Genomic DNA, 14,003 nt, shown 5'->3' with positions numbered 1-14,003 from the left:
CAAGACGCAAGGCGTTCAACCGTGGTTTTCACGCGCGTTTTCGTCATGGTCCGGCACGCCCTTGGCCGTTGCGGCTTCCGGTTTTTTGCGACCCTTGAGGCGGTCGCGGATACGCTGGACGATGTCATGCAGATTGATGAAGATCGGCAGCGTGATCGCAGGCTCGACAGCCTCGAGCGACATGCCGACCGAGGTGATATGGGCCTGGTCGTCGAGGTCGCGGACGATCAGGATGATCGAGCCGAGACGGACGCGATCGGCATAGTCCGCCTTGCCGCCAAGGCGCTGCTTCATCAGTTCGGCGATCGTCAGCCCCTTCTCGGATTCATTCAGCAGACCCGGGCCGTAGGCAGCATCGAGATCGGCTGCGGGGCGGGCAGGGGAGAGCGCGAAGGCACCAAAGAACTCGGCATCGTCCGCATCCACCGGGGCGCGACTGGCGAAAAGCCGGTCAAGCAGACGCGAATGGCTCGGCACGATGAACAGATAGACCAGATCGTTCTCGCGCAGCCGCCCGGCATATTGATAACGCATCGACTTGCCATCGCGGATGACGAGCGAAGGCGTTGCCCAGCGCGGGATGCGCTCGCCGCGAAGGATCGGGCTGTCCTTGATGACGCGATAGGAAAGTAGCTCGTGGTTTGCCGCACCCGGCAGGTCGACCTCGACCTTGTCGACGGCACCCATGCGCGGGGGAATGATAAGGCCGAGCTTCTTGGCCACCGGCTTGATCGTCCAGCCCTGAACCAGGAGCGAGACCAGCACGATGATGAAGGCGGTGTTGAAATAGATCTGCCCGTTCGGAAGCCCGCCGAGGATCGGCATGATGGCGAGCAGGATCGAAACTGCGCCGCGAAGCCCGACCCAAGCAACGAAGCCGATCTCCTGCTGCGTATAGTCGAAAGGCAGGAGCGAAAGCCAGATGGCGAGCGGACGGGCAACGAAGATCAGGAACAGCGCCAGTGCAACCGCTGGGAGGATGATCGCCGGAAACTGGGAGGGCGTCGCGAGCAGGCCGAGCACGAGGAACATGATGATCTGCGCGAGCCAGGTCATGCCGTCTTGAAAGCGTTTGATCGATCCCAGCGCCGGAAGCTTGCGGTTTCCGGCATAGATGCCGGCGACATAGACGGCCAGGAAACCGCTGCCGCCGACGGCGCCTGCGAAGGAAAACACCAGCATGGCAAGGCCGAGCACGAAGATCGGCGTGAGGCCGCGGTCAGTGTCCAGACGGCCGACGACCTGCGCGATCATCATGCCGCCGAGCAGCCCGAGGATGACGCCAAGGCCCATTTCCTGAATGAACACCGCGAGCATGCCGATATTGATGCCGGCATAGCCTTCGCCGCTGGCAAGCAGTTCGACGAGGGCGATGGTCAGGAAGATCGCCATCGGATCATTCGTGCCGGATTCCACTTCGAGCGTCGAGCGCACCTTGTCGCGGATGTTGATGCCACCGATGCGCAGCAGGAAGAAGACGGCGGCCGCATCCGTGGAGGCGACGATCGAGCCGAGCAGCAGGCCTTCGAGCCAGGTGAAGTTCAGCAGCCACATGGCGACAACGGCAAAGAGGCCGGCGGTCATCAGTACGCCAACCGAGGCAAGCGTCAGCGAAGGTATAGCCGCGAGCTTGAAGGCCTGAATCGGCGTGCCGAAGCCGGAATCGAAGAGAATGACGGCAAGTGCGATCGAGCCGAGGATATAGGCAAGGTAATTGTTGCTGAACTCGATGCCGAGCCCGTCTACACCCGCAATCAGGCCGATTGCCAGGAAAAGCAGAAGCAGGGGAGCGCCAAAGCGGAAGGCGAGCAGGCTTGAGAAGGCCGCAAGAAGCACAAGCGCCGTCGATACCAGTACGACGATGTAGAATGCTTCCACGTCCAACCCCTTTTCATTGCCCGCCGCAAACCCGCCCCGGCATGCAGCTATTTCCGCCCTCCACGCTTCAGTCCGCCTGCATCAGTAAACGGCAAAACAAGTCAGAAGGGTAGGCCTTGTGGCTTAACCTCGCTTGCCTGCGGCTTCATGCTGCTGAACGGCGCGCCGGACGGCCTGGCCGGTGGGGATGCTACGGGAGAGATTCTTCTTTGAAGAATTTAGAGGTAAATCAGGCAAGAGCAGGGCAAGGAGAAGAGGACTGCAATTATTTGTTTTTCGAAAGGTCGTTAGACGCCGCTCAAATTTTTCTTCACCGCGAAGCACTTCTGGATTCTATCCACGAGCGTGCCATCGCGGAGCGGCACCTTGTCAATCGTCTTATATGTCCGGAAGCCCATCTTCTCATAATAAGCGAGTCCGCCAGTGTTATCGGCGCGGATGGTTGCATTGATGAACGCGACGCCGCGCTCTTTAGCGGCGGACAAGGTCGCGGCGAAGAGCTTGGTACCGACGCCGGGTATCTTCGGGCTCAGTCGAGCAAAGGTTCCGATGTCGGCCCACCCTTTCGGTAGGTTTTCGTAAAGGCTCAGGAACTGAAATCCTGCAATGCCAGCCCCGGCCTGTGCGACGTGGCATGTCAGTGCGGACTTGCCGGTTATGAACCAGTCGGTCAGCTCCTTTACTGAGAGTGGCTCCTCCAGAGCAGTGGTGCCGCCAACTTCGATTATCTCGTTGAGGAGCACACAGAGCTCTTCTGCGTCGTCTGCGCTTGCCTTTCGAATATCGAGATATTCCACGATCTTCATCCTCGTTTTGGCGGCATGGGCAAATGCATGCTGTTTGCCAAGGGACTTGATAGCTCGGGCAGTGCTCAAAACAAAAGCGGCCCGCTTTCGCAGGCCGCCTTCTTAAATCCGCTTTGGCAAAACTTAGATGAGTTTCGCAAACGCAACGGCCGTGTCGGCCATGCGGTTGGAGAAGCCCCATTCGTTGTCGTACCAAGTGAGGATTCGGACGAAATTGCCTTCCATGACCTTGGTCTGGTCGATTGCGAAGATCGAGGATTGGCTGTCGTGGTTGAAGTCGCGGGAAACCAGCGGCTCCTCGGTGTAGCCGAGAACGCCCTTCAGCTTGCCGTTGGCGGCAGTCTTGATGGCTTCGTTGATTTCCTGAACCGTGGTTGCCTTCTTGGCGACGAACTTGAAGTCGACGACGGAGACATTCGGGGTCGGGACGCGGATCGACGTGCCGTCGAGTTTACCCTTCAGTTCCGGCAGGACGAGGCCGACGGCTTTTGCCGCACCGGTGGAGGTCGGGATCATCGAGAGTGCGGCAGCGCGGGCGCGATACAGATCCTTGTGCATCTGGTCGAGCGACGGCTGGTCGTTGGTGTAAGAGTGGATGGTCGTCATGAAGCCGTGGTCGATGCCGACGGCGTCGTTCAGCACCTTGACGACCGGAACCAGGCAGTTCGTCGTGCAGGATGCGTTGGAGATGACCATGTGCTCCTTGGTGAGCTGGTCGTGGTTGACGCCGTAGACGACGGTCAAGTCAGCGCCGTCGGCGGGCGCCGAGATGAGGACGCGCTTGGCGCCGGCGGTGAGGTGGGCCGCGGCCTTGTCGCGCGCGGTGAAGATGCCGGTGCATTCCATCGCGATGTCGACGCCGAGTTCCCGGTGCGGCAGCGTCGCCGGGTCCTTGATCGCCGTCACCTTGATCGGCTTGCCATTGGCGACGACGATCGTGTCGCCTTCGACCTTGACGGCTGCGGGGAAGCGACCGTGGATCGAGTCATAGCGCAGCAGGTGGGCATTGGTTTCGACAGGGCCGAGGTCGTTGATCGCGACCACCTCGATGTCAGTGCGGCCAGATTCGACGATCGCGCGGAGAACATTGCGGCCGATGCGGCCAAAGCCATTGATGGCAACCTTTACAGTCATTTGCATTCACTCCCTGGATATGGGGCTTGCGGATGAGTGGAGAGCGCCGGAACGCTCCCCCTTTAGAGTTTGGCTTCTGCTGCGGCGACGACGGCTTCCGCCGTGATGCCGAAATGCTTGTAGAGTTCCTTGTATGGGCCGGAGGCGCCGAAGCTCTTCATGCCGATAAAGGTGCCTTCCGGGCCGATAAAGGCGTCCCAGCCTTCGCGGACGGCGGCTTCGACGGCGATCTTGACCGGCGACTTGCCGAGGACCGCATTGCGGTAGGCTTCCGGCTGCTCGAAGAAGAGTTCGGTGCAGGGAACGGAGACGACGCGGGTGGAAATGCCCTTGCCTTCCAGCGTGGTGCGAGCGGCGACGGCGATCTCGACCTCGGAGCCCGATGCGAAGATCGTGACCTTGGCATCATCGGAACCGGCGAGCGTGTAGGCGCCCTTAGCCGACAGGTTCTTCTCGCTGTATTCGGTGCGCACGGCCGAAAGATTCTGGCGGGTGAGCGCCAGGCCCGACGGACGGTTTGGCGTCGTGATGGCGATCTGCCAGCATTCGGCGGTTTCCGTGGCATCAGCAGGGCGGAAGATCATCAGGTTCGGAACGGCGCGCAGTGCGGCGAGCTGTTCGACCGGCTGGTGCGTCGGGCCATCTTCCCCGAGGCCGATCGAGTCATGCGTCAGCACGTGGATAACGCGGATCCCCATCAGCGAGGCGAGGCGGATCGGCGGGCGGCAATAATCCGAGAAGATCAGGAAGCCGCCGCCGTAGGGAATCAGGCCGCCGTGCAGCGAGATGCCGTTCATGGCGGCCGCCATGCCGTGTTCGCGGATGCCGTAATGCATGTAGCGGCCGGAGAAGTCGGTCGGGGTAATCGACTTCATCTGGCTGGTCTTGGTGTTGTTCGAGGGCGTCAGGTCGGCGGAGCCGCCAAGCGTTTCCGGCAGGAAGCCATTGATAACTTCGAGTGCATCTTCCGAAGCCTTGCGGGTCGCGACCGTCGGCTTGGTTTCGGCAAGCTTCTTCTTGTATTCGCTGATCGCTGCATCGAAGCCGGGCGGCAATTCGCCGGCAAAGCGGCGGGTGAACTCGGCCTTCTTGTCGGAGGCAGCGAGGCGGCCCTCCCAGGCCGTGATGGTTTCGGCAGAACGGGTGCCCGCCTTGCGCCAGGCTTCCAGAATGTCGGCCGGGACGGTGAAGGCTTCGGCGTCCCAGTTCAGCGCCTCGCGGGTAGCGGCAATTTCATCTGCGCCGAGCGGGTTGCCGTGCACCTTGTGGGTGCCCTGCTTGTTCGGCGCGCCGAAGCCGATGATCGTCTTGCAGGCGATCAGTGTCGGACGCTCGGAGTTCTGCGCGGCCTCGATTGCGGCGGCAACGGCAGCCTGGTCATGACCATCGACTTCGATCGTGTTCCAGTGCGCTGCCTTAAAGCGCGCGACCTGGTCGGTCGAATCCGACAGCGATACGGCGCCGTCGATGGTGATCGAATTGTTGTCCCAGAAGACGATGAGCTTGTTGAGCTTCAGGTGGCCGGCGAGCGCGATGGCTTCCTGGCTGACGCCTTCCATGAGGCAGCCGTCGCCGGCGATCACATAGGTGTAGTGGTCGAGCAGGTCGGGGCCGAATTCCTCGCGCAGCTTGCGCTCGGCGATCGCCATGCCGACCGAATTCGCGATGCCCTGGCCGAGTGGGCCGGTGGTGGTTTCGATACCGGTCGCATGGCCGTATTCCGGATGGCCGGCTGTCTTATAGCCGAGCTGGCGGAAATTCTTGATGTCCTCGATCGACATGTCCGGATAACCGGTCAGATAAAGCAGCGAATAAAGCAGCATGGAGCCATGACCGGCCGACAGCACGAAGCGGTCGCGGTTCGGCCAGTGCGGCTGCTTGGGATCGAAGTTCAGGTATTTCGTAAAGAGAACGGTGGCGACATCCGCCATGCCCATCGGCAGGCCCGGATGGCCCGAATTTGCCTTTTCGACGGCATCCATGGAGAGAAAACGGATCGCATTCGCCATCCGGTCATGTTGTTCGGGAGAGGTCATGGCTTTTCCACGGGGTTCCGGTGTCGGGAGATGGCCTCGAGCCTTCTGAGGGCCATCGATGAAAGCGGGTGAGACATAGCAGTTGGAACGGCCAAGTCAATAAATTGCGGGCCATATCCGGGCCGGGTGCGACGATTTTTGACATTTGATCGTTGAGTTGTGCAAAAGACGAATCCGCTGCTTCAGGTGCGTGTATTTCAGTCATCCACAGAATAGGGCCTATGCGCCGGTAGGGCTTTTATTGACGCGCCGTCGGCTAGCTGCATATCCTGTTGAAATCACTGGACCGGCAAGGCCTGCCGATTCGAGAGGTCTTGCGCGGGAGAACCGGACAGCGACATGACGCCCACAGGCAAATCCATGGAAGCGGCCCTCAACGAGCTGAAGCAGGCGATTTCCGGCTTGGAAAACGCCGTGGATATGCGAATCGAACGCCAGCGCGAGCAGGGCGACATCGAGGGCGAGGTTCGCCGCGTGCATGCCGATCGCTCCAAACTCGCGCAGGAACTCGACCAGGCAGAATTCCGTGCCAACCGGCTGGAAGAGGTCAACCGCGAGGTTTCGCGGCGGCTGGTAACGGCGATGGAGACAATCCGCGCGGTTCTGGACCGCTAATGGAAAGACAGTGACATGGCACAGGTGACGGTAACGATTGACGGGAAGGCCTATCGAATGGCCTGCGAGGAAGGACAGGAAGACCATCTGACCGACCTCGCCAACCGCTTCGACCGCTATGTCGGCCATCTCAAGGGTCAGTTCGGCGAAATCGGCGATCTGAGGATCACCGTCATGGCCGGGATCATGGTGATGGACGAAATTTCCGAGCTGAGCCGCCGCGTGGGTGAGCTGGAAGCCGAGCTCGAAACGCTGCGCGGCAATCGCGACACCGTTCTTGCTGCGACCGCGCGCACGGAGGAAAGCCTCGCCGAAGTGCTCGGAGAGGTGACGAGCCGCATTCGCGGCCTCACCGACAAGCTCAACGGCCGGGCGCCTGCCGAGCTCAATTAAATTTTCGCAGCATGCATGTCCCTCTGGCGCAGCTTCGTGAACGGCCTTATATATCGTGCTGCGATCTGCGCCTCTCGACAGGAACCACAATCCCTGGGGCCATACTCGATCCAAAGGGAGCTGTCCCTGACCAGGCTCGTGGGCCTGGACACACGGTGCCCACCTACGTTTGTAGGCGCCCAGGATCGTAAATCTCCATCGGCTGCCGCGGATCGCACTTCATTTTTCGGCGGCAGGGTTCCGCCCCTCGTCTATTCCGATATCTCTCTGCATATGCGCGTTCAGTGCGTTTGCCGGCTGCGGCGGGGCTGTGGATCTTTGCCGCTGCGCTGGAGCGGCGAGGCTGCTAAACGGCAGCAATGCATTCAGAATTTTTATCGAAAACCTCATGGCCTATCTCCCATGTGGTCAATTTATTCTCGCTTTGCATCGCGGTATAATGAAACTCGACTGTTCTTATCATGAGAGATTTTCATGGCAGATCGTCCGTTGCCGCCGCTTTCGACCCTGCAGGCCTTCTGCGCTATTGCGGAGACAGGAGGCTTTGGGCGTGCCGCGGAGCGGCTGGGGCTGACACAGACAGCCGTCAGCCATCAGATCGCACAGCTGGAAGGCTGGATGGGCGGCCGGCTCTTCGATCGCGGGCGGCACGGCGCCCGGCTTTCACCGCTTGGTCTCAGGCTTCGTCCCGAGATTGCGAGCGCGCTTGCTTCGCTTGAAAGTGCTTTGCATCAGGCACGGGAGGCAAGCGCCAGTCCGTCGCTGACGATCGCGACGACACCTGAATTTTCAAGCCAATGGCTTGCTCCGCGTCTCGAGGCTTTCTGCCGCCGCTATCCGAAAATCGAAGTCCGCACCGCCGTCGGCTATCAGCGACCGGATTTTTCGAGTGTCGATTTGGCGATCTGGCTTGGTCATGGCGGCCCGGACCTTGTGACGGAGCCGCTTCTGCTCGACGAGGAATTCGTCGTCTGCGCGCCGACTCTCTCAAGCAAGCTTCCAAGCCGTGGTGCCATTCGCGCCGCGCCGTTGTTGATCTATCGCGGCATGCGGCACACTGTGCTCGACTGGCAGCGATGGTACGAACAGGTGACTGTCCGAGACGATCCGAACGTCGAGCCGCTTGCCGGCTTCGACATCGCAAGAGCGGTCGATGAAGCGCCGGTCTTCGATACTTTCGAGGAGATGCTGCAAGCCTGCGGCACGGGACAGGGTTTTGCGCTGGTGCGCAGTTCTCTGGTTGCCGAGCATATTGCCGCTGGAAGACTTGTGCGCTGTTTCGTCGAACGCCAGCCTGCAGCCCTGAACTACGCGATGCTTTATCCCGCCGGCGCCCTGGAAAGGTCGTCGTTGGCGCTCTTTCGGAAATGGCTGGTCAGCGAGACGGAGCATTCTTAAGCAGCCGCGTATCTTGAATTCAATTCACAAGTGCTGGGCCGCTCCATCGGATTATCGACGCGGTGCCGCGCATCCATATTTGGACCCGAACAATAACCAGCGCCCGAACTCTGGGCACATCATCACGGGTCACCTCATGCCACTTGCTCTTTTTGCCTTGACGATCGCCGCCTATGCGATCGGTACCACGGAATTCGTCATCGTCGGCCTGCTGCCGACCGTTGCCGATGATCTCCACATCACCTTGCCGCTCGCAGGTCTCATTGTCAGCGTCTATGCGCTTGGCGTGACTTTCGGCGCGCCGATCCTGACGGCGCTGACCGGCCGGATCGCCCGCAAGCCGCTGCTGCTCGGGCTCATGACGCTCTTCATCGTCGGCAATGCCATGGCGGCGCTCAGCCCCGGTTACACACCGCTCTTGGTTGCGCGCGTGCTCTCGGCTTTCGCGCATGGCGTATTTTTCTCCGTCGGTTCGACGATCGCCGCCGATCTCGTGCCGGAGAACCGCCGCGCCTCGGCCATTGCCATGATGTTCATGGGACTGACTGTCGCGATCGTGACCGGCGTGCCGCTTGGCACTTTCATCGGGCAGACATTCGGCTGGCGGGCGACCTTTGCCGCCGTCGCGGGGCTCGGCGTCGCGGCCTTTGCCGGTATTGCGCTCCTGCTTCCTTCCAACCTCGCGAAGGCGCCGCCCGCGAGCATCAAGGATCAGGTTCGCGTGCTTGGCAGCGGCCGGTTGCTGATCGTCTTTGCCACTACCGCGCTCGGTTATGGCGGCACGTTCGTCGCCTTCACCTTTCTTGCGTCGATCTTGCAGGAGATCACCGGCTTTTCAGCGTCTGCTGTCAGCCTGATCCTCGTGCTTTACGGTATCGCGATCGCCATCGGCAACATCATCGGCGGGCGGATTGCCAATCGTGATCCGGTGAGAGCGCTGACCGGGCTCTTCATCGCCCAGGCGATCGTGCTTGTTCTCTTCAGCTTCACGGCTGTTTCGCCATGGCTTGTGATCCCGACGCTGACTGCTCTCGGGTTTCTCTCCTTTGCAAACGTGCCGGGCCTGCAGCTCTATGTCGTGCAACTGGCAAGGCAGGTACGGCCGGCCGCCGTCGATGTTGCTTCGGCGCTCAACATTGCTGCCTTCAACCTCGGGATCGCGGCGGGCGCCTGGATCGGCGGGTTGGTCGTCGAATCCTCGCTCGGGCTCGCCGCCACGCCTTGGGTCGGCGCGATCCTCGTTGCTGCGGCTCTTGTCCTCACCCTCACGAGCGGTGCGCTCGACCGCCGCTCTGCGCCGCTTGCCGCGCCTTTGCGCAAGGCAGCTTGAACTGGTCCTTAACAAAACGGGCGCTTCGGCGCCCGTTTCGTTTCGAGTTTATCCCTCCAGATCGTTCTTCAGCCTGTCGAGTATCGATAGCGCATGCCCCGCATAAGTACTGATCCAGCGGTCGTAGATATGCTTGATCGGCAGGCTGTTGAGGTGGTTCCAGCGCTCGCGGCCCTCCTTCTTCGGGACAACGAGGTCGGCTTCTTCGAGAACTTTCAGATGCTGCATGACTGTGCAGCGATCCATGTCTGGGAAGGTTTCGCAGAGCATGCCGGTGGTGCGCGGACCGTCTTTCAGAATGTCGAGAATTTCACGGCGCCGAAAGTGGGCCAGTGCCTTGAAAACAGGGTCGTTATCCGATTCGCTTGACATGTTATATTTTTATAACATAATGGCGCTTATCACAATCGAAAAGAGGAGGAAGTGCAATGTCCCTCAGTATTCGTGTCGGCGGACGGATCGGACGTCCGGTCGCAGAAGTTTTCGATGCGGTGGTCAATCCGAAAAAGCTCTCGAGCTATTTCACGACCATCGGCGGGGCGAGCGCACCGCTCGTCAAGGGTACGACGGTAACCTGGTGGAAGGATTCGCCGGTCGAAGTGGTCGATCTCGTTCCGGAGCGCCTGATCTTGCTGCGCTGGGATGGTGGCACGGACGAGAACAAGGTTCGCTACAAAACGACGGTCGAGATGAAATTCGATCCGCTGGAGGACGGCGGAACGATGGTGACGATCTCCGAGAATGGCTGGCAGGAAGACGAGGCCGGCCGGCGCGGCACCTACCTCAACTGCGAGGGCTGGGCCAACATGCTCTGCTGCATGAAGGCCTTCGTCGAACACGGCATCAATCTTCGGGAGGGCATGTTCCTCAGTGAGATGCGCGGCGAGCCTGCGGAGGCTCCAGACTACGAGGCGCTCAAATGACAATACAAGCCATCATGGGAGCCGCCTTCGCCTTAAAGTGATAGAGACTTCGCTTGCCTGCTGCACGGTGGGTGCTAGTTTCCGGAATTATTGTATTGATTACGTTCCAGGAGATTTCTGATGCAGCTTGGCATGGTGGGTTTGGGCCGTATGGGCAATTTTATGGTCCAGCGCTTGATGCGCGACGGCCATGAATGCGTCGTCTATGACACGAAGCCGGAGAGCGTCGCCGATCTCGTCGCAAAAGGCGCGGTCGGCAGCGCCTCTCTCGAGGAGTTCGTCTCGAAGCTTTCCCGCCCGCGCGCCGTCTGGCTGATGCTGCCTGCGGCCATCACCGACAAGGTGATTGCCCAGCTCGTGCCGCTGCTGCACGACGACGATATTATCATCGATGGCGGCAATTCTTATTATCACGACGATATCCGCCGCGGCGCCGAGCTGATCACCAAGGGCATCCACTATGTCGATGTGGGCACCAGCGGCGGCGTCTTCGGTCTGGAGCGCGGCTATTGCCTGATGATTGGCGGCGAAAAAGGCATCGTGCAGAGCCTTTCGCCGATCTTCGCCTCGCTGGCCCCTGGCGCCGGCACCACGCCACCGTCGGCAAACCGCGAGCCTGACTTGAACAGCACGGCGGAGCAGGGCTATCTGCATTGCGGTGCTCACGGCGCGGGCCATTTCGTCAAGATGGTTCACAACGGCATCGAATACGGCCTGATGGCCGCTTATGCAGAGGGGCTGAACATCCTCAAGCGCGCGAATATCGGTGCGGCGGCGCAAGAATCGGACGCCGAAACCGCGCCTCTCTCCCACCCGGAATACTACCGCTACGATTTCAACCTGCAGGATGTCGCCGAAGTATGGCGGCGCGGCAGCGTCATCACCTCGTGGCTGCTTGATTTGACCTCGGACGCGCTGCATGCCGATCCGGCCCTGATGAAATTTGCGGGCCGTGTTTCGGACTCCGGCGAAGGCCGCTGGACGATCATGGCAGCTATCGACGAAAGCGTGCCGACGCCGGTGCTGAGCGCTGCGCTCTATGGCCGTTTTTCCTCGCGCGACAATGACGAGTTCGCCAACAAGGTGCTTTCCGCCATGCGCGCCGGCTTCGGCGGCCATGTGGAAAAGCCGAAAGCCTAAGGCCCAAGGCCCAGGCGTTACAAGCCTGCATCCCCGGTGAACTGACCCCTCAAAGTTCACCGGTTGCGGGCTTTTTCATGGGCCATTGCCTATGGCCGTGCACGCGATATGGTTGATGCGGGATCACACCGGAGGGGCGCCATCATGTCGGGTTCAAGGTTCGTGGGGCGCGGTCTTTGGGCGTTTCTTCTCTCTTTGGTGATTTTGACGGCCCTTTCCGGCGCGACGCGTGGGCAAGCGCCAGCACCTGCCTCGGATCCGGTCGGGCCGCCGCCGGACAAAGTGCGCCAGATAATGGAACTGATGCAGGCCCCCGAAGTCCAGAAATGGATGTCGGCGAAGATGAATGAGGCGCCATCTGCTCCAGCCGCCGCCGCGCCTGAAGAGCAGATGTCCGTGCTTTCGGATTTGCTCGGGCACGTACGCCGTCATGTCGAGATGGTGTCGCAAGCCCCAATGGCCCTGCCGGACGAGGTCTCAAGCGCATCCGATATTGTCGACCGGGAGGTGGAGCCCGTGGGCGTCGGCCGGATTCTGGTTCAGACGCTGGCTCTTTTCCTTGCAGGTCCCCTGGCTGAATTGCTTTTCCGTGCGGTTGCGCCGCGCCCGCGCATTCGGCGCGTGGATGCCGAGGAGCCGGCGGGGCTTTATCAGGCAGGGGTCAATCTGTTCTATCGCCTCGTACCTGCTATCGTCTTCATGATCGCAACTCTCATAGCGCTTCTTGTGTTGAGCTGGCCGCCGGTCAGTCAGTCGATGGCGATTGCCGTGACGATCGCGCTGGTGGCCGCACGCTTTGTAATTTCGCTTGGACGGCTGCTGGTTGCTTTGGTGACGCTTCCAAGGGCCGATGGTGAACGCGAGGTCTCTCGCACCGAAGCGCTTTTCTGGTTCCGGCGCTCGGCGGTTTTCGTCATCTATTTCGCCTTCGGATGGGCCGTCATCCAGGTATTGGCGCCGCTCGGCTTTTCCAGTGCATCGCGCTACTTCGTTGCCTATGTTCTTGGTATCGGATTGTTTCTGATTGCCACCGAGGCTGTTTGGTCGCGACCGGCAGATGGTGCACGCCGCAGTCCTACGACATCCTGGGCGTTGACCCTTTATTTCGTGTTGCTTTGGGTGCTGTGGGTCACCGGCTTCGCCGGGTTGCTTTGGCTCGGCATCTACGCGCTGATATTGCCGAAAGTGCTCGCCATCGCCACGATTTCTGTCCGTGCGCTGCATCAGGCTGAAGCGGGTTTCCTTGCAAAGCGCAGCATGGCAGCAGTGTTGCTTGACCGCGGCGTCAGGGCGGTCATCATCGCGTTGGCAGCTGTGTGGCTGGGGCGCATGATTGGCGTCGGAGCCGATACGATGGCCGCCGGTGAGACGATGGTGGATCGCATCGCTCGCGGCGTCATCGGCGGTGTCGTCATTCTGCTTGCAGCCGATCTGCTCTGGCATCTCGTGAAGGCCTTTATCAACAGCAAGCTTGTCGATCTCCCGCTTGCCGATGGCGCCACGGATGAGGAAAGGGCCAGGCGCGCGCGGTTGCAGACGCTGCTGCCGATTTTTCGTAACATCCTTGCTGTCGTTATCGCCGTTATCGCCGCCTTGATGGTGCTCGCCGGTCTCAGCATCCAGATCGCGCCCTTGATCGCCGGTGCCGGCGTCGTCGGCGTTGCGGTGGGTTTTGGAGCGCAAGCGATCGTCAAGGATGTCATCAGTGGCATGTTCTATCTGTGGGACGATGCCTTCCGCGTCGGCGAGTATATCGAGAGCGGCAGCCACAAGGGCGTGGTCGAGGCCTTCAGCCTGCGCTCAGTGAAACTCCGCCATCACCGCGGACCACTGACGACCGTGCCCTTCGGCGAACTCGGCGCGGTCAAGAACCTCAACCGCGACTGGACGATCGACAAGATCAGTCTCAACGTGACCTACGATACTGACCTCGTGAAAGCCAAGAAGGTAATCAAGCAGATCGGACAGCAATTGCTCGAGAATCCCGAATTCGGGCCGCATATCATCGAGACGCTGAAGATGAAGGGCGTCGAGCAATTCGGCGAATTCGCGATTGAGCTCCGGCTGTCGATGATGACCAAGCCGGGCGAGCAATTCGTCATTCGCCGCAACGCACTGGCGATGATCCGCAATGCCTTCAAGGAGAACGGCATTGAATTCGCGGTGCCTACCGTACAGGTCGCCGGCGAGGGGCGCGAGGCCGAGGCGCGGGCGGCGGCGGCGCGCTATGTGACACAAAAGCCGGATACCGCGAGCGAGGCCGCGGGCTGAAAATTCAGAGGCTTGTGTCGGACTGTGCCGCACGAACGCAGGCCTTGTCTGATCTTGTTCTTGGATTGTCAAACCTTAC

12 protein-coding genes and 1 other RNA gene are annotated in these 14,003 nt (G+C 60.7%); 8 read left to right on the top strand and 5 right to left on the bottom strand.

Going from position 1 to position 14,003, the window contains the following annotated elements:
* Positions 1 to 15: 15 nt before the first annotated feature.
* The 4 genes from ACW4PC_RS10620 to tkt all read right to left on the bottom strand — a co-directional run bounded on the left by ACW4PC_RS10620 (position 16) and on the right by tkt (position 5,854).
* Complete coding sequence (locus ACW4PC_RS10620; protein ID WP_455873786.1) at positions 16 to 1,878, bottom strand: potassium/proton antiporter; 1,863 nt, start codon at positions 1,876 to 1,878, stop codon at positions 16 to 18.
* Between the two features lie 287 nt (positions 1,879 to 2,165).
* A complete protein-coding gene (locus ACW4PC_RS10615) occupies positions 2,166 to 2,684 on the bottom strand; it encodes an N-acetyltransferase family protein (RefSeq protein WP_455873785.1) in 519 nt (172 codons plus the stop codon).
* A 123-nt stretch (positions 2,685 to 2,807) separates the two neighbouring features.
* Entirely contained in the window at positions 2,808 to 3,818 is a 1,011-nt protein-coding gene (gap, locus tag ACW4PC_RS10610; RefSeq protein WP_455873784.1) for a type I glyceraldehyde-3-phosphate dehydrogenase, read from the bottom strand.
* Between the two features lie 62 nt (positions 3,819 to 3,880).
* The gene (gene tkt / locus ACW4PC_RS10605; protein ID WP_455873783.1) at positions 3,881 to 5,854 is read right to left on the bottom strand and encodes a transketolase; all 1,974 of its coding nucleotides are present in this window, start codon (positions 5,852 to 5,854) and stop codon (positions 3,881 to 3,883) included.
* Between the two features lie 339 nt (positions 5,855 to 6,193).
* Here tkt and ACW4PC_RS10600 point away from each other — a divergent pair, with 339 nt between their 5' ends.
* The 5 genes from ACW4PC_RS10600 (at position 6,194) to ACW4PC_RS10580 (ending at position 9,590) form a co-directional block, all read left to right on the top strand.
* On the top strand, positions 6,194 to 6,469 hold the full coding sequence (locus ACW4PC_RS10600; RefSeq protein WP_022715786.1) for a DUF4164 domain-containing protein: 276 nt from the start codon (positions 6,194 to 6,196) through the stop codon (positions 6,467 to 6,469).
* Positions 6,470 to 6,484: 15 nt separating this feature from the next.
* A complete protein-coding gene (locus ACW4PC_RS10595; RefSeq protein WP_039846043.1) occupies positions 6,485 to 6,862 on the top strand; it encodes a cell division protein ZapA in 378 nt (125 codons plus the stop codon).
* 59 nt (positions 6,863 to 6,921) lie between these two features.
* Positions 6,922 to 7,080, top strand: a non-coding RNA gene (gene ssrS / locus ACW4PC_RS10590) — 6S RNA.
* 256 nt (positions 7,081 to 7,336) lie between these two features.
* Positions 7,337 to 8,260 carry a LysR substrate-binding domain-containing protein gene (locus ACW4PC_RS10585; protein ID WP_455873782.1) on the top strand — a complete coding sequence of 308 codons (924 nt, stop codon included), beginning with the start codon at positions 7,337 to 7,339 and terminating at the stop codon, positions 8,258 to 8,260.
* A 136-nt stretch (positions 8,261 to 8,396) separates the two neighbouring features.
* Positions 8,397 to 9,590 (top strand): MFS transporter, encoded by a 1,194-nt coding sequence (locus tag ACW4PC_RS10580; protein WP_455873781.1) that lies wholly within the window; start codon positions 8,397 to 8,399, stop codon positions 9,588 to 9,590.
* Positions 9,591 to 9,638: 48 nt separating this feature from the next.
* Here the strand turns inward: ACW4PC_RS10580 and ACW4PC_RS10575 are convergent, their stop codons facing one another.
* Positions 9,639 to 9,962 carry an ArsR/SmtB family transcription factor gene (locus ACW4PC_RS10575; RefSeq protein WP_455873780.1) on the bottom strand — a complete coding sequence of 108 codons (324 nt, stop codon included), beginning with the start codon at positions 9,960 to 9,962 and terminating at the stop codon, positions 9,639 to 9,641.
* 56 nt (positions 9,963 to 10,018) lie between these two features.
* Between ACW4PC_RS10575 and ACW4PC_RS10570 the strand changes: the two genes are divergently transcribed.
* From ACW4PC_RS10570 to ACW4PC_RS10560, 3 genes are all read left to right on the top strand, one after another.
* On the top strand, positions 10,019 to 10,513 hold the full coding sequence (locus tag ACW4PC_RS10570; RefSeq protein ID WP_455873779.1) for an SRPBCC domain-containing protein: 495 nt from the start codon (positions 10,019 to 10,021) through the stop codon (positions 10,511 to 10,513).
* A gap of 120 nt (positions 10,514 to 10,633) precedes the next feature.
* Positions 10,634 to 11,653, top strand: a complete 1,020-nt coding sequence (gene gnd / locus ACW4PC_RS10565) for a phosphogluconate dehydrogenase (NAD(+)-dependent, decarboxylating) (protein ID WP_455873778.1) — start codon at positions 10,634 to 10,636, stop codon at positions 11,651 to 11,653.
* 144 nt (positions 11,654 to 11,797) lie between these two features.
* The gene (locus ACW4PC_RS10560; protein WP_455873777.1) at positions 11,798 to 13,924 is read left to right on the top strand and encodes a mechanosensitive ion channel family protein; all 2,127 of its coding nucleotides are present in this window, start codon (positions 11,798 to 11,800) and stop codon (positions 13,922 to 13,924) included.
* Positions 13,925 to 14,003 lie beyond the last annotated feature (79 nt).

This window comes from Rhizobium yanglingense, from assembly GCF_977109285.1.
This window is presented reverse-complemented; position numbering and strand designations above follow the sequence as displayed.

Excerpts from the sequence above, each read along its gene's own strand:
- gnd (WP_455873778.1), top strand. The coding sequence starts at position 10,634 with ATGCAGCTTGGCATGGTGGGTTTGGGCCGTATGGGCAATTTTATGGTC.
- tkt (WP_455873783.1), bottom strand. The coding sequence starts at position 5,854 with ATGACCTCTCCCGAACAACATGACCGGATGGCGAATGCGATCCGTTTT.
- ACW4PC_RS10575 (WP_455873780.1), bottom strand. The coding sequence starts at position 9,962 with ATGTCAAGCGAATCGGATAACGACCCTGTTTTCAAGGCACTGGCCCAC.
- ACW4PC_RS10585 (WP_455873782.1), top strand. The coding sequence starts at position 7,337 with ATGGCAGATCGTCCGTTGCCGCCGCTTTCGACCCTGCAGGCCTTCTGC.
- ACW4PC_RS10570 (WP_455873779.1), top strand. The coding sequence starts at position 10,019 with ATGTCCCTCAGTATTCGTGTCGGCGGACGGATCGGACGTCCGGTCGCA.
- gap (WP_455873784.1), bottom strand. The coding sequence starts at position 3,818 with ATGACTGTAAAGGTTGCCATCAATGGCTTTGGCCGCATCGGCCGCAAT.
- ACW4PC_RS10560 (WP_455873777.1), top strand. The coding sequence starts at position 11,798 with ATGTCGGGTTCAAGGTTCGTGGGGCGCGGTCTTTGGGCGTTTCTTCTC.
- ACW4PC_RS10615 (WP_455873785.1), bottom strand. The coding sequence starts at position 2,684 with ATGAAGATCGTGGAATATCTCGATATTCGAAAGGCAAGCGCAGACGAC.
- ACW4PC_RS10580 (WP_455873781.1), top strand. The coding sequence starts at position 8,397 with ATGCCACTTGCTCTTTTTGCCTTGACGATCGCCGCCTATGCGATCGGT.
- ACW4PC_RS10595 (WP_039846043.1), top strand. The coding sequence starts at position 6,485 with ATGGCACAGGTGACGGTAACGATTGACGGGAAGGCCTATCGAATGGCC.
- ACW4PC_RS10600 (WP_022715786.1), top strand. The coding sequence starts at position 6,194 with ATGACGCCCACAGGCAAATCCATGGAAGCGGCCCTCAACGAGCTGAAG.